Raw genomic sequence first — 18,488 nt, 5'->3', positions numbered from 1 at the left:
CTTCCAGAACGGCGTAGTCACCGGCTGGATCGAACTCGACGGCAGGCGGATCGATATCGACCCCGAGCAGTGGTGGTTCGGCCGCGACCACTCCTGGGGCGTGCGCCACGGTCCGGGCGGCGGCAGTCTGGACGAGGGGCCGGGGCTGCAACCCACCGAGGTACCCGACGGCGTCCTCTACTACATGGGCATCTTCCAATTCGGCGACCAGCTGGTGCATTTCGCGCAGCGCGAGACGAGCACCGGACAACGCTGGCAGTTCGAGGGCGAGGTGTTGTACCCGCTCGCCACGGGCCGCGCCCCGACGCCGATCATCGATGTCGAGCACGAGCTGACCTTCGAGCCGGACCTGCGGGTGATATCCGGCGGCACCTTCACCGTGCACCGGGCCGACCGCACCAGCACCACCCTCGAGGTGCAACCGAGCTGCCGCTTCTGGCCCGGCCTGGCCGGCTACAACGAATACCGCGGCTACGCCTCCGGCATGTGGCGCGGCTCCGCGTTCAGCAACGGATTCACCGTCGACCTCACCGATCTCGACCAGATCGGGCCGGTCAGCCTGCTCAGCGAAACACTGTGCACGGTAAGGATGGGCGACCAGGTCGGGCACGGCCTGGTCGAGATGGTCTGCGTGGGTAGCTATCCGCGCTACGGCTACACCGGATGGTGACCGCAATGACCGTACGTCCGACCCCTGAACAGCTGCCCCCGCTGCTGGAAAAGGTGATCCGCCAGCGCATTCCGAGCGCCGAGCAGGCTACCGTCGTCGACTGGCAGCGCGCGGAGCAGGGCTTCGCCTCCGACACTTACCTTTTCGCCGTCGATGGTATCGAGGGCGCGCAGGCACCGCTGGGCTTGGTGTTCCGCCGACCTCCCGAGGTGCCCCTGTTTCCCGACTACGATCTGCGCCGCCAGTTCGTCGTGATGAAACGCCTTGCGTCCACCAGCATTCCGGTGCCGGCGGTGCGCTGGATCGACACCGGCACCGCCGACCTCGGCAGCCCCTACCTGATCATGGACCGCATCGAGGGCGGCCGGACACCGAGCGATGTGCCGCCGTACCACGAATCCGGCATGTACCTCGCGGCCGCACCGCACGAGCGAACGACGATGTGGTGGGGCTGCGTCGACACCATGGCCCGGCTGCACCAACTCGATCCGGCGGCGCTGCGCATGGACTTCCTGCGCCTCCCCCGATTCGGCAGCCACCCCGTCGAACAGGCCGTCAACTATCTCGACTGGGCCGTGCACTGGGCGGCGCCGCACATCCCCGACACCATCGAGCGGGCAATCGCCTGGCTCCGCGACAACCGCTACGACCCCGAGCACCTCGCCCTCTGCTGGGGCGACTCCCGGCTGTCGAACATGCTCTACGACAAGGACTACGCGGTGATCGGCGCGCTGGACTGGGAGGTCGGCCACCTCGGCGACCCCGAGTCCGACCTGGCGTGGCTGCTGCTCACCGACTGGGTCTCCAGCGAATACCTCGGCAAGCCGAGACTGTCCGGCACACCGACCCGCGCGGACACCATCGCACGCTACGAAGCCGCCACCGGCCGCCCAGTCCGTCGGCTGCGCTACAACGAGATCCTCGGCGCGGTTCTGCTCTCCATCGCGCTGCTCCGGATATCGACCTACCTCGACATGGGCGACCTGTCTGCGGTCGCCGTCGCGCGGCTGGACTTACTGCTCGGTGGGGAGGCGTAGGCGGGATGTGAGGGAGCGTCAGCGAGCGAACCGAAGACACAGTGTGCCGGTAGCGCGCACGACGGAGCCGAGCGCCAGCGAGGCGGAGTCGTGAGCGCTACGGTCACCCCCTTCCGAGCGCGACGGTCATTGGCGCTACCCCGCAACGGGCCTAGCCTCGGGAACACCGATCCGGACGGGCGGGGTTCGGCCGTGGCCGCGTGCCCTCGTCGAGGACGACAGAGAGCGGAGACATGGGACCACTGCACGGAGTGAAAGTCATCGAGATCGCCAGTCTCGCGCCCGGCCCGTTCGGCGCGATGATCCTGGCCGATCTCGGCGCGGAGGTGCTGCGCGTGGACCGTGGCGGCGCGCCCGGCGAGGGCATCGTCTCGCCGGAGGGGCCGCTGGATCGCGGAAAGCACAGCATCACACTGGATCTCAAGCAGCCCGCGGATCGGGAGACGCTGCTCGCGCTCGCCGACCATGCCGATGTGCTCATCGAGGGGTTCCGTCCCGGTGTCGCCGAACGCCTCGGCTTCGGTCCCGCCGAGCTCGCCGCGCGCAACCCGCGCCTGATCTACGGCCGGATGACCGGGTGGGGCCAGGACGGCCCGCTGGCCCGCACCGCCGGGCACGACATCGATTACATCGCGATCTCCGGCGCGCTCGGGTTGGTCGGCCGCGCCGGGGAGCCGCCGGTGCCGCCGGCCAATATGCTCGGCGACTACGCGGGCGGTGGCCTGCTGCTCGCGCTCGGTGTGCTCGGCGCGCTGTATGAACGGGAACGTTCCGGCAAGGGGCAGGTGATCGACGCGGCCATGGTCGACGGGTCCGCCCTGTTCACCGCCTCCATGCACGGGCTGCACCACCTCGGCCTGTGGAACTTCCCGCGTGGCGAGAACATGCTCGACGGCGGCGCCCCGTTCTACGACACCTACGAATGCGCCGACGGCGGGTACCTCGCGGTCGGCTGCGTGGAGATCCCGTTCTACAACCAGATGCTCGCCATCCTCGGCATCGACGACCCCGAGCTGCCGTTCCAGCTCGACAAGAACGGCTGGCCGCAGCTCAAGGAGGTGCTCGGGGCGAAGTTCAAGGAGCGCACCCGGGACGAGTGGGCCGAGATCTTCGCGGGTTCGGATGCCTGCGTCGCGCCGGTGCTGAGCCCGTGGGAGGCCCACGAGCACCCGCACAACAAGGCCCGCAACGCCTTCATCGAGGTCGACGGCGTGCTCCAGCCCGCACCGGCGCCGCGGTTCGACCGCACCCCCGTCGACGTCCCCGCTCCGCTCAGTTCCGACCCGGAGCACGTGCGAAAGCTGCTGTCCGGCTGGGGTGTTCACGCCGAACATATCGAACGGGTGACCAGCTGATCCGAGTTCGACTCGAAGTCCCTTTCCGTCCGCTACCTTCGATCCATGGTCGGCCCACTGCGTCCGCGCGAACCGTAAGATACAGTGGTCGGCACATGTCTCGAAAGGACGGCTGATGCGTTCGACGCTGCTTTCCCGGCGCGATCTCGATTTCCTGCTCTACGAGTGGCTGGATGTCGAGGAGCTCACCAAACGTGGGCGCTACGCCGATCATTCGCGCGAGACCTTCGACGCCGTGCTCGAGCTCAGCGAGCAGCTGGCCACCAAATACTTTGCCCCGCACAACAAACTCAACGACGCGAACGAGCCGACCTTCGACGGCGAACGGGTCACCATCATTCCCGAGGTGGCTACCGCGCTGGCCGCGTTCGCCAAGGCCGGATTACCCGCCGCGGCAATGGATTACGAGCTGGGCGGCGCGCAGCTGCCGGTCACCGTCGCGCAGGCGAGCTATGCCTGGTTCCAGGCGGCCAACCCGGGCACCTCGGGCTACTCGTTCCTCACCGTCGCGAACGCGAACCTGCTGCTCAGCCATACCGGCCCGGAGTTCACCGAACGGTTCGTCCGCCCGATGCTGGAGGGCCGGTTCTTCGGCACGATGTGCCTGTCCGAGCCGCAGGCCGGTTCGTCACTGGCCGACATCGTCACCCGCGCCGAACCGCAGGATGACGGCACCTACCGGCTGTTCGGCACCAAGATGTGGATCTCCGGCGGCGATCACGAACTCGGTGAGAACATCGTGCACCTGGTGCTGGCGAAGATCCCGGGCGGCCCGGCGGGTACCAAGGGCATCTCCCTGTTCGTCGTGCCGCGGTTCCTGGTCGACGACGACGGCGCAGTCGGCGAGCGCAACGATGTCGCGCTGGCCGGACTCAATCACAAGATGGGCTTCCGCGGCACCGTCAACACCGTGCTGAACTTCGGCGAGGGCCGCTGGATCCCCGGCGGCGCGGCGGGCGCCGTCGGCTACCTGGTCGGCGAGCCGCACCGCGGGCTGTCCTACATGTTCCACATGATGAACGAGGCGCGCATCGGCGTCGGCCTGGTCGCGACGGCGCTCGGCTACACCGGCTACCTCGAATCCCTCGACTACGCCCGCACGCGCACGCAGGGCCGAGCCAAGCTGCCCGCCGACCCGTCGGCGCCGCAGCGGCCGATCATCGAGCATGCCGACGTCAAGCGAATGCTGTTGGCGCAGAAGGCCTACGCCGAGGGCGCGCTGGGGCTGGTGCTCTACTGCGCCCGGCTGGTCGACGAGCAGCACACCGCCGACTCGGACGAGGAGATGCGGGCGCTCACCCTGCTGCTCGACATCCTGACCCCGATCGCCAAGAGCTGGCCGTCGCAGTGGTGCCTGGAGGCGAACAACCTGGCCATCCAGGTGCTCGGCGGTTACGGCTACACCCGCGAATACAACGTCGAGCAGCACTACCGGGACAACCGGCTCAACCCGATCCACGAGGGCACCCACGGCATCCAGGGCCTGGATCTGCTGGGGCGCAAGGTAACCCAGCAGGGCGGTGCGAGTCTGATCGCCCTCGCCGGCCGGGTGCAGAACACCGTGTCCGCCGCCCGCGCGTCCGGTGGCGAGGCGGCCGAGCTGGCCGGGCAGCTGGATGCGGCGTGGCAGCGGCTGATCGAGGTGACCGCGGGATTGTTCGCCGGCGGTGACGTCGAGACCGCGCTGGCGAACAGCTCGGTCTACCTCGAAGCCTTCGGCCATATGGTGCTGGCCTGGATCTGGCTCGAGCAGCTGCTGGCCGCCGCCGGGCACACCGGCGACTTCTACGACGGCAAGCGGCATGCGGCGCGGTATTTCTACCGGTTCGAACTGCCCAAGACGGCACCGGCATTGGATCTGCTCGCCCGCCTCGACACCACTACCCTCGAGATGCGCGACGCCTGGTTCTGATTCGGTACACGCATGGGAGGATGTACCATTTTTCGATGACCACCCCGAGCCAGCGAACCACCCGCCCACCAGGACGACCGGCGTCGGCGACCCGCGAACAGGTCATCGCGCTGGCCCGACAGGCGTTCCTGGCCGGTGAACGGGTAGACATTCAGGCCATCGCGGCAGAGCTCGGGCTCAGCCGCGCCTCGGTCTATCGCTGGTTCGGGTCCCGCGAGGGGGTACTCGGCACGGTGCTGGCCGGCGAGTTCGCCGCGCTACTCACCCGCGCGGACGCCCGGCGGCGCTCGACCGGGGCCCGGCGCATCCTCGACGTGCTGTATCGGGTCAATCGCTGGATGACCGACAACGTGCCGTTCCGGCGGTACTTCGAGAACGAGCCGCTGTCCGGTCTGCGGATTCTCACCGCGAGCGAGGGACCGGTGCAGCCGCTGGTGGTCGCCACCGTGCGCGAGCTGATCGCCCGAGCCGAGCGGGAGGACGGCTACCGACCGCCGGTCGAACCGGACCTGCTCGCCTACGCGCTGGTCCGCCTCGGCGAGGCTTTCCTGTACAACGATAATGTCGCAGGCATCAGCGGGGATGTCGACCGGCTGCACGAGGTGCAGGCCGCGCTGCTCGGCATCCCCGAGGCGATCACCAGACCTGCCACAGGAAGCTGACATGTCGGACGCATTGCTGCACAAGCGTTTTCCTGAACTCACCGACTCGCTGCCGTACGTGCGGCTGGGTACCTCACCGACCCCGATCCGACGGCTCGACGTCGGCACCGGAGCTCCCCTGTGGTGCAAGGACGACGGTCGCTACGGCGACGGCGGCTGGGGCGGCAACAAGGTCCGCAAGCTCGAATGGCTACTGCCCGAGACGCATCGGCGCGGCGCGCGGACGATCTTCACCGTCGGCGGCACCGGCACCAACTGGGGGCTCGCCACCGCACTGTACGGCCGCGAGCAGGGCATCGAAACCGTGCTCGCGCTGGTCGACCAGCCGATGGACGACCATGTCCGCGTGCAACTGCGGCGCCTGGAGAACTCCGGCGCCACAGTGCATTTCACGCACACCAAGCGGCGCACCCTGCTGACGGCTCCGTGGTTGTACCTGCGGCACATGCGGGGCCGCAAGCGGCCCTACTACCTGCCGGTGGGTGGCTCGTCGCCGATCGGCGCGCTCGGCTATGTCGAAGGCGCCCTCGAACTGGCCGAGCAGATCGCCGCGGGCGCGATGCCCGAGCCGAGCCACATCGTGACAGCCGTCGGGTCCGGTGGCACCGCAGCGGGTTTGGCGCTCGGCCTGCGGCTGGCCGGGCTCAGCACCCGGGTTGTCGGCGTCGTTGTGAACGACGCACTCCCCCTCGATGCCCCGCACATCGTCCGCCTGGCCGGGCGCGCGGAGCGGCTGTTGCGGTCGCGCGGTGCCCGATTCGAGCCGACCGGCCTGCGCCCCGACGACCTCACCATCACCACGGACTGGCTCGGCCCCGGCTACGGTCACCCCACCCCCGCCGCCCACGAGGCGCAGACCCTCGCGGCGCAGGACGGGCTCCAGCTCGAAACCGTGTACACCGCCAAAGCATTGGCCGCGGCACTGCACCTGGATACCGCCGACTTTTTCGGTGCGGGGCCGGTGCTGTTCCTCAACACTTACGGCCCCCGGTAACGCGCACTTCCAGTCCGATACGTTTCGGCGACTGGACCAGCAGCTGACCGAGGTTTCTACGCCACGTCGGCCACGATGATCACGCCTGTCGACGCCTCGAGTAGCGGAATCGTCCGTGCCGCAGCGTCATACACGTGCACTCGGGGATGCGGTGGGTGCTGGTCTTCGTAATAGGTGCCGGGGCCGTAGAACTGGCCGTACTTCACGACGACACCGTCGACATCGAGGACGGCGGCCTCGTGGTCCTGGATGACCTGGCCGCGGCCGCCCGCCGGTTCCCAGGCGATGCTCTGGGCGAGGAATCGCTTCGCTCCGGCGGCGCGGGCGGCAGCGATGAGATTGCGGGTGCCCTCGGTGCGGATGCGGGCGTTCGCCTCGGCGCGGTCCGGGAGCAGGGTGGCGTCGTCGGGGAGATCGGTCAGCTGGTGCATCACCAGGTCGGGGCGAAAGTCGACGACGGCCGCGGTCAACGCGTCCAGGTCGTAGACGTCGCAGATCACCGGTACCGCTCCGGCGTCGCGTACCTGGTCGGCTTTGGCGGCTGATCGGGTCATGCCCGCGACCTCGTGTCCGGCCTCTACCAGCAGCGGGACCAACCGTGTTCCGATGACGCCGGTCGCGCCGGCCAGAAAGATCCGCATCATTCCACCCTAGTGACCCGGTCCGGTGTGAGACTTTCGAGGTGTCGTCGGCGAGGTGAGGAACTTGATGCATGCGTCAGTAGTAGCGCTACCCCAGGGCAAAGTCCGGGGCAATGCGACCGGGTCGGTATCCGCTTTCCTCGGAATACCCTATGCGGCAGCGCCATTGGGTGCCGCACTGTTTCAGGTGCCGGGTCCCGCGCCCAGCTGGGATGGGGAACGGGATGCGACCCGCTTCGGGCCGACCGCGCCGCAACTGGGCTACGCGGAGCCCTTGAGCTCGATCTTGCACAACCCGATCATCGACGGGCCCGAGTTTCTCAACCTCAATGTGTGGACCCCCGATCCTACGGCCTCGGGCCTGCCGGTCATGGTGTGGATTCACGGTGGGGCGTTCCGGGTCGGTTCCAGCGCCGTCTCCGTCTACGACGGGCACGCCTTCGCCCGTGACGGCGTGGTGCTGGTCAGCATCAACTATCGCCTCGGCGCCATCGGTTTCGCGGCGATCGACGGTTCACCCGCTAATCGCGGTCTGCTCGACCAGATCGCCGCCCTGCAGTGGGTTCGCGACAATATCGCGTCGTTCGGCGGGGACCCCGAGCGAGTCACCATCTTCGGCGAATCCGCGGGTGCCATGAGCGTCGCCACGTTGATCGCCTCACCTCTGGCTACGGGTCTGTTCCAGCGCGCGGTCATTCAGAGCGGCAACGGGACCATAGCCTCCACTCTCGAGGACGGGCACCTCGTCGCCGCCGATTTCGTCGAGCGACTCTCGACTGCTCCTGAAGACGCCGGTATCCCCGTGCTGCTCGATGCGGAGCGAAATCTAGTGCTCGACTTCATGTTCCAGCAGCTCCCCCGCCGTTGGGGCGAGTCATCCATTGCGGCAGGGTTGGGCATGATGGCTTTCGTCCCCACGATCGACGGCCACAGCCTCACCCAACTCCCCCTCGACGCCATCGCCGGGGGCGCTGCGCACGACATCCCGCTCATCGTCGGCAGCACCACCGATGAATTCCGCCTGTACACGGCGCCCGCGGGGCTCACCGCCACGCTGACTCCGGAACTACTCGCCAAAACGCTGGCCGCCCGAGGACTCGACCCCGCTATCGCCGACATCTACGCAGCCAACCGCCCCGATGCGAGCCCCGGCGACCTGCTGTCCGCCATCCTCACCGACTGGGCGTTCCGGCTTCCCGCCGTCCGCTTGGCCGAAGCCGCCGCCACCGCGCATGTCTACGAATTCGCCTGGCCCACTAGTCATCTGGACCTGCGCGCCTGCCACGCACTCGAAATCGCTTTCGTCTTCGACACCTTGACCGCCGAGGGCACACCTATGCTGGTCGGCGCCGACGTCCCGCCGCAGACGCTCGCCTCCGAAATGCACCACATCTGGGTCGATTTCGCGCACGGGCGCACGCCCTGCTGGGCTCCCTACGACGCAAGCACCCGGACCGTCATGACCTTCGACGCCCCACGCTCCCACGCCGTGTCCAATCCACGTGCCGACGAACTCGCGATCTGGCTCGACTGACCGCCAGTGGGTTCCGTGCTGCGCGGGCCGTTTACGATGTGCGCGGGGATCTGCGACGAGGAGCGGCTTGATGGAAGCGACGTTCGATGTGGCCGCACTGGTCGGGCACCACTATCGTGCTGACGACTATTACGAGGTCGGCCGGGAGAAGATCCGCGAATACGCGCGTGCGGTGCAGGATTTCCATCCGGCGCATTGGAGCGAGGACGCCGCCGACGAGCTCGGCTACGCCGGCCTGGTCGCGCCGACCACGTTCGTCTCGATCCCCGCGATGCTGGCCAACCGCAAGCTCTTCGAGTCCGTCATCACCGGTTACGACGTGTTCGTGCAGACCGATCAGGTCTTCGAGATGTATCAGCCGGTGGTCACCGGCGATCGGCTGGTCAGCGATGTCGAGCTCGCGTCGGTGCGCCGCATCGCGGGCAACGACCTGCTCACCATCAAGAACACCTTCACCGATCAGACCGGGCGGGTCGTGCAGGTCATGCACACCACCGTCGCGGGCATCACCGGCAACGACGTCGCCGCCGGGATCGGCGACGCGATCGAGCGCGTGATCATGCACGGCATCGAGCTCCCTTCCCGCGCCGCAGCCGCCTCCAGCACCCCCGGCGAATCGACCCGGACCACCGCACCGAGCACGAGCCTGTCCGAGGTCTCCCGAACGCGGTCCCCGCGCACCACGATCCGCTTCGAGGACCTCACCGTCGGCGACGAACTCCCGCCCCGCACCAACCAACTCACCCGCGGCGACCTCGTGAACTACGCCGGTGTCGCAGGCGACGCCAACCCCATCCACTGGCACGACGCCATCGCCACCCTGACCGGCCTGCCCGACGTGATCGCCCACGGCATGCTCACCATGGGCCTCGGCGCCGGTTACCTCACCGACTGGCTCGGCGACCCGGGCGCCATGACCCGCTACGGCGTCCGCCTCTCCAACTACACCGTCGTCGACGCCCGCTCCATCGGCACCGTCGAATTCACCGCCCGCATCAAATCCCTCGACCCCGAAACCCGCTCCGCCGTCCTCGTCCTCGTCGCAAAGTCCGCAGGCCGCAAAATCTTCGGCCTCGCCACCGCCGAAGTCCGCCTCGCGTAAGCCACCGAAAGGCTGGGTTCATCCGCGATGAGTGCAGACTTTCGCACTGACCGCATAGGCAGCGCCCTGCGCGGTGAAAACCCTACTGTGCTGCGAAGGTTGGCCGCCGGGTTCGCCGTGATAGGCGACGTTCAGTTCCTGCCGGGATACTCGGTATTGCTCACCGACGATCCAGCGGCGCAACGACTGTCCGATCTGCCGAGGGGCAAACGGATTGCCTTTCTGACCGATATGGACCGGCTGGGTGAGGCCGTCGAGCGGGCCTGCGCGAGTCTGGACCCGGCGTTCCGGCGAGTAAATCTGGAAATTCTCGGCAACGCCGACAGCTTCCTGCATGCGCACGTATGGCCGCGATTCGATTGGGAGCCAGTCGATTTGGTGCACCTGCCGGTGTGGCTGTACCCCCGCGAAAATTGGAGCGACGAGCGATACGCGCTCGGTCCGCGGCATTCCGCCCTGCGGCAGGCAATCGCGGCTGAGCTGGACCAGACCGCACGCCGGTCTTCCTGACCAGCTGAGGCACGAACCTGGTTGCCGGAGACGGCGGACGGCGCATCCCTGACTCGGCGCGAGAGGTCGAACTGCTACGAATGCCCGCTGAAGGTCATTTCGCTGATCAAAATTGCCGGGGACAGGCCGAAGGTTTTCGTGCAGACGCGGGTGAAGTGGGCGCCGTCGTAGAAGCCTGCGGCGTGGGCGGCGTCGGTGAGGGTGTGGCCGAGGGCGATGTGGTCGATGGCGCGGGACATGCGGAGCCAGCGGACGTAGGGGCGGAACGGGAGTCCGGTCTCCGCCGAGAACAGGTGGCCGAGTCGGCTTTCGGACACGCCGACCGCGGCGGCCACGTCCCGCAACCGGACCGGGCCTGCCGCGACGAGTTCGGGTAACCGGCGCACCGCCGCGGTGAGCGCGGGGTGCCGCATGGCGGCGGCGGTCGGCTTCGCGTAGGGCAATCCGTCTGCCCACCAATGGTTTTCGCCGAGCCCGGCCAGCAGCGTGGCTCCCGCGGCCGCCCATGCCTCGGCGGATGCGGGTTGCGCCACCGTCCGGGTCAATTCGATCCCATCGGCGGATTCGGCAGCCAGCTGCACCATTTCGCCGTCCACTACACCCTGGACCATTTCGTGGGCGGCATCGGCGGGAATCACCGCCGCCGGGCAGGTGACCATTGTCGCATCGGCATCCGCAACGATGAATTCACCGCGGCGGGCAATGAGCACCTGAACCGAATGGTGGGCATGCATCTTCGCCGGCGACAAACCGCCACGATAGGACAGCACGCCGGGCCGGATAGTCATTTCTCCGAAACACGACAAAGCCTAGTCCCCCTTCGATGAATCCCTAACTGCTCCACCCACGTTAGGTTTCTCACAGCGCACCGATAGGTGCGTATCGACCAGAATACTCATAGCGCCCAACGCGTCCCGCATATACAGCGTCGTATAGAACGAGGATCGACATGACACTCCCCCCGGGCCAACGAGCCGTCGACGGCTTCCCGCGCTTCGGCACCCATCTGCATCACCCACCGCCGCCGGTCCCCGCCGACCCCGCGATCGAGATCAGCGGCCCCCTGACCGAGCCCCTCACGCTGTCGGTGGCCGAACTCGCGAGCATGCCGCGGCAACAGCTCGATGCCGACTTCCACTGTGTCGCAGGATGGTCGGCCACCGGCCTGCGCTGGGAAGGAACCGCGTTCGAGCCCCTCTACCGCACCCGGATCGAACCGCTGCTCCAGTCCGGCGCGACGATCACCCACGCGGTCTTCGAAGGCCTCGACGGCTTCCGGTCGATCGTCTTGCTCGAGGACGCGCTGGCCGCCGACGTGCTCATCGCCGACCGTCTCGACGGACAGCCGTTGAACGGGGACCACGGCGCTCCCCTCCGCCTGGTCAGCCCGCACCAGTACGGCTACGTCAACACAAAGCACCTGTGCCGCATCGAATTCCACACCACCGAACCCGTGGATCCGGAACGCTGGTCACCCCTCGCCGCCCACCGCAGAGCGCGCGTCTGGCAGGAGGAACGGCACCGCTACCTCCCCGGCCGCTTCGTGCGCCCCCTCTACCGCACACTCATCGGCCCGATCCGCGCGCTGAGCGCCCGAGGTAGTCGCGAATGAAGCCCGGCAGGTGATCGCCATGCTCGAGCGGGTGCCCGCCGCGCAGGTGCCCTTCGCGTGGTTCACCGCTGATGAAGCCTGCGGCCAAGCAGGTTATCTGCGTAACTGGCTCGAGGAATGCGATGTGTTCTACGTGATGGCCCCACGATGCGACCATCAGCTCGTCACCCGCGCTGAGCGCACCACTCGAGCCGATGCGCTGGTCGCTGAGTTCGCCGCTTCGGCGTGGCAGCGGCTTTCGGTCGGTGCCGGCGGACACGGGCCGACCGCGATCTACTGGTCGGCCCGTGTCCGTAATCCCGTTGTCCTATAACAGATCTCGGCAGGCGAGCGCACCCCCGTACACCCTACGCCGCGACCGCCCAATACTGTGTTATCGACATCGGGAGGGAACATCGTGTCGGACGACATCGAGACGCCATCGGCCAAGCCGTCGCGGGCCGTCACCGCGTGGACGCTAGGGCTGCTTTGTCTGTCGATCGTGGCGGGGGGAGTGATCGTCGGCGGACTCTTGCACCATCCGGAACACGAACTGACGACCGCACCGGTGACCACCACCAAGCCGAAGCCGGAGAAGAAGCACACCTACGGCACTCCGCCCGTCACGTACCCGACGCAGATTCCTGGCTGTGCGACGGTCGAACCACCTGGCGAGAACGAAGGGTTCTCGATGGTCTCGGGGGGAAGACCCAGTTACGACAACCCGGCGTACCCCTGGTTCTCCGGGCCCAAGGCCGTCGCCATGTCGGCGGCGGCGCTGGACGCGCTGCCCGACGGGGTCGCTCTCACCTTCGCGTCCCTCGACGACTCGCTGGTCTTCGAGCCGATCTTCAGCCCCGAAGACCCGGCGGACGCCGCGCGATTCGGTGGTTCCACGACCGCGCACGCGCAGCTGTCGCGGGAGGGCAAGGCGGGCTCGCTCTTTGTCTCGGTCCATCAGTCCACCCAACCGATCCCGGCGTGCGTGGCGGGCGACCTCGATGCGCGCCGCATCCTCCCAGACGGCACGACCGTCGACACCCACGACACCTGGTCGGAAACCGATGGCGTACGCACGCTCCGCCGCAGCGCCACCGCCTACACGCCCGACGGCAGCAGGGTTTACGCGTCCGCCGATGACTCGTCGGACACCGGCTCGCCCTCGGGAAAAGTGCCGATGACCATCGATGAACTGGTCGCGCTGGCGACTACGCCCGGCGTCCGTGTCACCACACCGGTTCCGCCAGGAACGCCGGACGCGCCCCTGCCCTGCCGCTACTGGCCAACGCCGAAAAAGGCGTCTACTCCGATCGACGAGACAACTGCCCGCAGGCTGGATTCGGTGCTGTCGCGGATACAGCTCGACGGCCTCGTCCTCGACCGGCCGCTGGGCACCCTGCGGCCGGACTCGTACGGACCCGGCGTGTGCCAGGCGGTTCGCGTCACCGCCACCGGGCAACAGTCGGAGCTGCGCATCGTGATCACCGTCGAACCAACGCGCCCAACGGAATCCACCCAGCCGTCGAGAAGCGACCCGCGGACCAGCACCCGGACGTTGCCGGACGGGACAGTCATCGAGACTCAGGAACCTGATGCTTCCGTCGTGGCGACCGGGGAGAACTCACCTCAGGTGACGCGGACCGTCGTCGTGACACGCCCCTCGGGCACCGAGGTTGAGGTGTCTTCCACCGCGAAGTCGGCACCCGAACTGCTCAGCGCCGCCCAACTCGAGGCGATAGCGTCGACCCCCGATCTGGAGGTGAAGTGATGGCATGGGCGCCAGGTGTGCGCGGTCTGGTGCTCGCCGCGGTGCTCGCCGTCGGCACCTGCGCGGGCGCGGTCGCGGTGCTGCTGCACCCCGAGGACAGCATCCGCAAGATCACCGGAACCAACGCTGCCGCACCAGGTCTCGCGTGGTCGATCACCGCCGCCGAGCTCTCCGGCCAGGCGTCCGCGAAGTTCCACACCCCGGTCGACGGCACCGAATACGACTACGGCAGTGTCGGTTTCATCGACGCGGGAAACACGATGATCACCGTGATCGGCACACCGGGCGAGTCGTCGCTCCGCGACCCGCAGATGTACGGCATCGATGCGCGAACCGGTGCGATGCGCTGGCGCGCGCCCGCCGCCGAGCTGGGCGGTTGTGCCGAGATGCCGATCGACGGCAAGCTCGTCTGCTACACCTCCGTGTCGGACGATAATCCCGCCCTGGTCGGGTTCGACATCGACAGCGGCGCCGTCACCCGCACCCCAGTCGAGTGGAAGTACGCATTCGGCATCGCCGCCGACCACGATCGCCTCTACGTCGCGGAGGGCGACGTCGAATCCGACGACGTGCGCGTGCACGCGGGCACCCTCGCAGACCCGAAAGCGCACTGGTCCCGCACCTTCGCGATGGGCACCTTGTATGAGGACATGAACAGCCGAGTCCTGGACGTCGCACATGGCCAGGGCGTGTTCGAACTCGGCGCAGACCTCGCCGGTTTCGACCTGCGCACCGGCAATCCGACCTGGACCGCCGAACTGTACGGATGGCCCTACACCCGTACAACTTTCGATGCTCTCGTCGTGCGCACCGGGTCCCGCCTCGAAGGCGGCAACGGCCGCACCGGCGCCGATATCCTGGACCGCACCGGCCGCATCCTCGCCAGCACCGACAACCCGGCAGTGCAGGATGTCGAAGTCGATCTCCCCACCGACGACACCATTCCCATCCTGCTGGCCGACACCGCCTATGACCGCCGCGATGGCACTGTCCGCTGGACCAACCCCGACCTGGTCACCCACGACGACACGACGCTGCGAGTCGCCACCCTCGGAGACACCGCTGTGCTCTTCAACTACACCGCATCCACCGCCACCGGCGTGGATCTCCGCACCGGCCACCAGCTTTGGAAGACCACTACCGGCCGCGTCGGCACCGTCCACACCTGGAACGGCCGCGTCGCCGTCCTCTCCGACGCTGAGGGACTGTGGGCAATCGACCCCCACACCGGCAACACGGACTGGGACATCCCCTTCCGCGCTGTCACCGACGCCCCGACCGGCATCACCGGCGGCGGCCAACTCACCGAAAAGAACAGCGGCACATACACCTACACCGACTCACACACCATGATCGGCCTACGCCCCCTCGACTAGGCCCTAGCCCTGCTCGAGGAAGGCAGTCAGTCTGTCCAGGGACTGTGCCAATCTGGAGGTCGCCTGCTCGCGCGCTTGCTCGTCCGGGTAGCCGAACTGGGCGACCGTCATCGATGTCCATTTACTGGCGACCGGGGTCAACGTGACGAGGTGTCGCCGAGGCGGCGTCCGATAGGCCGCCAGGGGTGCGTGTCCCCCTGCCGCGTCGGTGCACGCGAGATCGAACTCGATCAGGTTGATCGGCTCGATCCGGCGGTAGGTCATGGTGACGTACCTGCCGCGCCCATCGAACTCCGCGGGCGCCCGCAGGCAGACCACCGATGTGCCACCAACCCGGAAGTCGATGTCCGCGAACGGTGCAGTGCAACCCGCTGGCCCCCACCACTGGGTCAGGTGCGCAGGGTCCTCCCAGGCCCGCCACACTTCGGTCGCCGCCGCCGCGAACTCGCGGGTGCAGGCGACGTCGAACGTCGAGACCCTCGGCTCCCCGAATCCCCCCTCCGCGAGATCGAACGCCCTACTCGACAGCCGGCGCAGCCCATAGCCTTCCAACTGTGCCCGCGACTCCAGATCGCGATCAATCTTTGCGGCGTACGCATCGTTGTAAAAGTAGTCCGGCCGCACCTTGAAGAACTTCGCCAGCGCGGCAACTGTCTCGTCGGAGGGATGGGTCCGCACCCCCGAACGTAACTGCGAGATATACGGTTTCGAAACCGGGTGCCCCGAAGCCGTCAGCGCGGCCGCGACCTCGGCGTTGGTATGCGGCTTTCGCCCGGGCAGATGTACCCTGGCGAACAACATGTTCAGGCGAGCGGCAAAGTAGTTGTCTTCTCGATACATCGACCATTCCTCGAACTCGAGCTGCGATGTCGACCTCCATCATCGTCCACCCGCGCGAGCAGGGCTAGAGGTTCAGCAAACTTTCCGCGTTCAGTGGCTAACGCGTGGACTTCCACCATTTCGCTCCGTCCGGCGCGATTTCGGGCAGTCCTTCGCTCGCGCGGAGCTTCTCGGCCATGGAGGTCGGCAGGTTCTGGTTCGCTACCGACAGGTCGGAGGCGCGGCTCGACAGTCGCCGCAACCCATCGGCTCGGAGTCGGGACAGCAGCACCGGATCGTGATCGATGCTGGCGGCGTAGATGTCGTTGTAGAACTAGGGCGACCCCGCCGTGCTGACCTGCCGGGTCCCGCGGGCGGCGAGCACCACTCCGACGCCGACTATGCCCGCGCCGACGAAACGCAGTGGCGAGCTTTCCGAGACGCCGAGCAGTACGCCGGTGACCAACGCGCACACCGGCACAACCCCGGCGAAGGCACCGGCGGTTTCCACCGGGATTCGATCCAGCGCCGCGTACCACAGGAGGAAGGCACCGGCCGACGCCACTACGGCGAGATAGAGGATTGCCGCCGATTCGCCCATCGTGGGCAGGCGGGCGGTCGGCACATCGATCAGTACCGCGACGATTCCGCAGATCACCGCGCCTGCGGTCGCGGCGTAGGTGGCCGTAGCCTTCGCGCCGATCTCCCGCACCAGCGGGATGGCGACAAGTGAGAACGCGCACTCGCCCGCCAGGGCACCTGCGGCAAGGAGCAGTCCGACCGGATCGGCTGCGGCACCGGACCATTGCACGATGACCGCACCCGTAGTCACGATGCCTGCGGCCACCACTGCCCGCATCGACGGCGAGCGACGAGCCATGAGCGGACCTGCGAGGGCCAGCACCACCGGCACCGCACCGACGACTGCGCCGACCACACCCGCATCGACCCGTTGCAGCGCAAGCACCAGGCAGATATTGAAGCCGGCGAGCCCGGTCGCCCCCAGTACTGCGATCCTGGTGAGCTGCGCCGTGCTCACCCGAGGCAACCGCCCCCAGAAGAGGGCGAACATCAGCGCGGCGGCGATCCCGTACCGCACGGCTTGCCCGGTCATGATCGGGAACTCGGTCAGCGCCGTCGTCGCGGCGATCGCGGAGCCGACCGCGACGCTGGAACCCAAGGCCAGTAGCGTCCCGAGCCAAGCACCGGATCGTTGCTCAGCGGCTCGGGACACACTGAGGCTCATACGATTTCGCTCGGTTCCGCTGGACGCAGCGCCGTCACCGGGCAGGATTGCACGCATCCCGCCATCATCTCGCGGCGATGTTCGCAGAGCTGCGGATGACGAGCCCGGATCTCGGCCAATCGTTCCGGCTGGAGCACGTCCTGCACGACCGCGGGTTGACACCGGTTGCGGGCGAACAGGAAACCGTCACAGTGGTGGGCATCCTGGTAGGACGGTGTCGCCTGCAAGGTCTCGTGCAGCTGGCGAATCCGGTAGTGCGGGACCGCCGGGTACAGGTGATGTGCGAGATGCCAATTGGAATTGTGCGGTGCGAGGAATTGCCGGACCAACCACGGCGCGTCCCAACTGCGCGTCGCCTGCCATGGATTGTCCGACCGCAGTCCGGCGTGATCGGCGATATCACTCCAGTACCGCAGAATTTGATAGAACGTGACGTATGGGACTACCCACAGCAGCAGGAATTCCAGACCGGCGCCGGCCACCAAGAAGGCTGCGGATACCGCAATCAGGAAAAGGAACCGAAGGCGAGTTTCCTTACGATCCTCGTCCCGTCCGATGAGATCCGCCGTCACCTGATACGGCACATGCGTCATCAAGAGCGGCTTCAACAGGTGCCGGCGCACGAATTGCTTCATATCGCGGGGATTCACCAGTCCGAGCCGCATATAGCCGAGCAATTTCGGATCGCGGCGATCGTCCCAGAGGTGACGGTGATGTTCGCAATGCGCACAGGTGTACGCCGACAATCCGGAGAAGATCGGCCATGCGATGAACACTCGCCCGAGCCACTTGTTGGCCGGCCCGTGCCGGGTGAGTTTCAGGTGGCTGGCCTCGTGCATCAGGCTGCGCAGCGCACGCTGCCTGCCCGCGATGATGATCACCGCGGCCAGATACACCAACGGTTGATAATCGAAGTGGACCACGACTACGGCCGAACCGATGATGACCAGCCAATCGGCCAACAATCCGAGCGGACCGTGCCAATTGTCCCTGCTGTTATGGATATCTTTGACGGCTTCTTTCGTCTCCGGAGAAAGTTCCTTTTTGAAGCCACCACTCGACGGTCTCGAAGCTCGACATCTTTGCTGAACTCTGTCTTCTTGCGGCATTGCCGTGTATCCCCACTCGAATCACCACACGGCATCGACCCGGTCGACACCGCGGCCGGATAGTGCAGGTCCAGCGAATTCCAGGCAGCCAAAACGATGTCCCCCGTGAATTGAACGCATTTCTCCCCGACTCCACCCGGCTGAATTACCAGGGCCCAGACT

The 18,488-nt window shown here is 67.2% G+C and carries 16 protein-coding genes and 4 pseudogenes; 12 read left to right on the top strand and 8 right to left on the bottom strand.

Annotation, left to right across the window (positions count from 1 at the left end):
* From NN4_RS35845 to NN4_RS35820, 6 genes are all read left to right on the top strand, one after another.
* Positions 1-670, top strand: a 670-nt coding sequence (locus NN4_RS35845) for an Rv3169 family protein (protein ID WP_503826348.1), incomplete at its 5' end; no start/stop codon positions are given.
* 5 nt (positions 671-675) lie between these two features.
* Positions 676-1,707, top strand: coding sequence for a phosphotransferase family protein (locus tag NN4_RS35840; RefSeq protein ID WP_147140516.1), 1,032 nt, complete (start codon positions 676-678; stop codon positions 1,705-1,707).
* Between the two features lie 233 nt (positions 1,708-1,940).
* Positions 1,941-3,062 (top strand): CaiB/BaiF CoA transferase family protein, encoded by a 1,122-nt coding sequence (locus NN4_RS35835; RefSeq protein ID WP_147140514.1) that lies wholly within the window; start codon positions 1,941-1,943, stop codon positions 3,060-3,062.
* Positions 3,063-3,177: 115 nt separating this feature from the next.
* On the top strand, positions 3,178-4,974 hold the full coding sequence (locus tag NN4_RS35830) for an acyl-CoA dehydrogenase (protein ID WP_147140512.1): 1,797 nt from the start codon (positions 3,178-3,180) through the stop codon (positions 4,972-4,974).
* 35 nt (positions 4,975-5,009) lie between these two features.
* On the top strand, positions 5,010-5,636 hold the full coding sequence (locus NN4_RS35825) for a QsdR family transcriptional regulator (protein WP_246181265.1): 627 nt from the start codon (positions 5,010-5,012) through the stop codon (positions 5,634-5,636).
* Position 5,637: 1 nt separating this feature from the next.
* Entirely contained in the window at positions 5,638-6,630 is a 993-nt protein-coding gene (locus NN4_RS35820) for a 1-aminocyclopropane-1-carboxylate deaminase/D-cysteine desulfhydrase (RefSeq protein WP_147140508.1), read from the top strand.
* 56 nt (positions 6,631-6,686) lie between these two features.
* Here NN4_RS35820 and NN4_RS35815 read toward each other — a convergent pair whose 3' ends face one another.
* The gene (locus NN4_RS35815; RefSeq protein ID WP_147140506.1) at positions 6,687-7,271 is read right to left on the bottom strand and encodes an NAD-dependent epimerase/dehydratase family protein; all 585 of its coding nucleotides are present in this window, start codon (positions 7,269-7,271) and stop codon (positions 6,687-6,689) included.
* 67 nt (positions 7,272-7,338) lie between these two features.
* Between NN4_RS35815 and NN4_RS35810 the strand changes: the two genes are divergently transcribed.
* A complete protein-coding gene (locus NN4_RS35810) occupies positions 7,339-8,805 on the top strand; it encodes a carboxylesterase/lipase family protein (RefSeq protein WP_147140504.1) in 1,467 nt (488 codons plus the stop codon).
* A gap of 70 nt (positions 8,806-8,875) precedes the next feature.
* Positions 8,876-9,907, top strand: a complete 1,032-nt coding sequence (locus NN4_RS35805) for a fused (3R)-hydroxyacyl-ACP dehydratase subunits HadA/HadB (protein WP_147140502.1) — start codon at positions 8,876-8,878, stop codon at positions 9,905-9,907.
* Between the two features lie 18 nt (positions 9,908-9,925).
* On the opposite strand, the gene NN4_RS45400 is transcribed toward NN4_RS35805, so the two are convergent.
* On the bottom strand, positions 9,926-10,243 hold the full coding sequence (locus NN4_RS45400) for a hypothetical protein (RefSeq protein ID WP_186818789.1): 318 nt from the start codon (positions 10,241-10,243) through the stop codon (positions 9,926-9,928).
* 248 nt (positions 10,244-10,491) lie between these two features.
* Entirely contained in the window at positions 10,492-11,205 is a 714-nt protein-coding gene (locus NN4_RS35795; RefSeq protein WP_147140498.1) for a helix-turn-helix transcriptional regulator, read from the bottom strand.
* Between the two features lie 161 nt (positions 11,206-11,366).
* Here NN4_RS35795 and NN4_RS35790 point away from each other — a divergent pair, with 161 nt between their 5' ends.
* From NN4_RS35790 to NN4_RS35775, 4 genes and pseudogenes are all read left to right on the top strand, one after another.
* Positions 11,367-12,029 carry a molybdopterin-dependent oxidoreductase gene (locus NN4_RS35790; RefSeq protein ID WP_147140496.1) on the top strand — a complete coding sequence of 221 codons (663 nt, stop codon included), beginning with the start codon at positions 11,367-11,369 and terminating at the stop codon, positions 12,027-12,029.
* Positions 12,022-12,318 (top strand): annotated as a pseudogene (locus NN4_RS35785) (IS701 family transposase); the annotation flags it as partial. The gene NN4_RS35790 and the pseudogene NN4_RS35785, both read left to right, overlap by 8 nt.
* 108 nt (positions 12,319-12,426) lie before the next feature.
* Positions 12,427-13,776, top strand: a complete 1,350-nt coding sequence (locus NN4_RS35780) for a hypothetical protein (RefSeq protein WP_246181264.1) — start codon at positions 12,427-12,429, stop codon at positions 13,774-13,776.
* Complete coding sequence (locus NN4_RS35775; protein WP_147140494.1) at positions 13,776-15,152, top strand: outer membrane protein assembly factor BamB family protein; 1,377 nt, start codon at positions 13,776-13,778, stop codon at positions 15,150-15,152. The genes NN4_RS35780 and NN4_RS35775 overlap by 1 nt, the downstream gene beginning before the upstream one ends.
* A 3-nt stretch (positions 15,153-15,155) precedes the next feature.
* On the opposite strand, the pseudogene NN4_RS46420 reads toward NN4_RS35775, so the two are convergent.
* The 5 genes and pseudogenes from NN4_RS46420 to NN4_RS35755 all read right to left on the bottom strand — a co-directional run.
* Positions 15,156-15,578: pseudogene (locus NN4_RS46420) on the bottom strand (SRPBCC family protein); the annotation flags it as partial.
* Between the two features lie 72 nt (positions 15,579-15,650).
* Positions 15,651-15,992 (bottom strand): annotated as a pseudogene (locus NN4_RS46415) (helix-turn-helix domain-containing protein); the annotation flags it as partial.
* 97 nt (positions 15,993-16,089) lie between these two features.
* Positions 16,090-16,305: pseudogene (locus tag NN4_RS46810) on the bottom strand (transcriptional regulator); the annotation flags it as partial.
* Positions 16,306-17,205 (bottom strand): DMT family transporter, encoded by a 900-nt coding sequence (locus NN4_RS35760; RefSeq protein ID WP_186818786.1) that lies wholly within the window; start codon positions 17,203-17,205, stop codon positions 16,306-16,308.
* A gap of 8 nt (positions 17,206-17,213) precedes the next feature.
* Complete coding sequence (locus NN4_RS35755) at positions 17,214-18,179, bottom strand: fatty acid desaturase family protein (protein WP_186818785.1); 966 nt, start codon at positions 18,177-18,179, stop codon at positions 17,214-17,216.
* Positions 18,180-18,488: the final 309 nt, after the last annotated feature.

The sequence above is a fragment of the Nocardia ninae NBRC 108245 genome, from assembly GCF_007990755.1.
Classification (GTDB): domain Bacteria; phylum Actinomycetota; class Actinomycetes; order Mycobacteriales; family Mycobacteriaceae; genus Nocardia; species Nocardia ninae.
The sequence above is the reverse complement of the archived record's forward strand: the minus strand, read 5'-3'. Positions and strand labels throughout refer to the sequence as shown.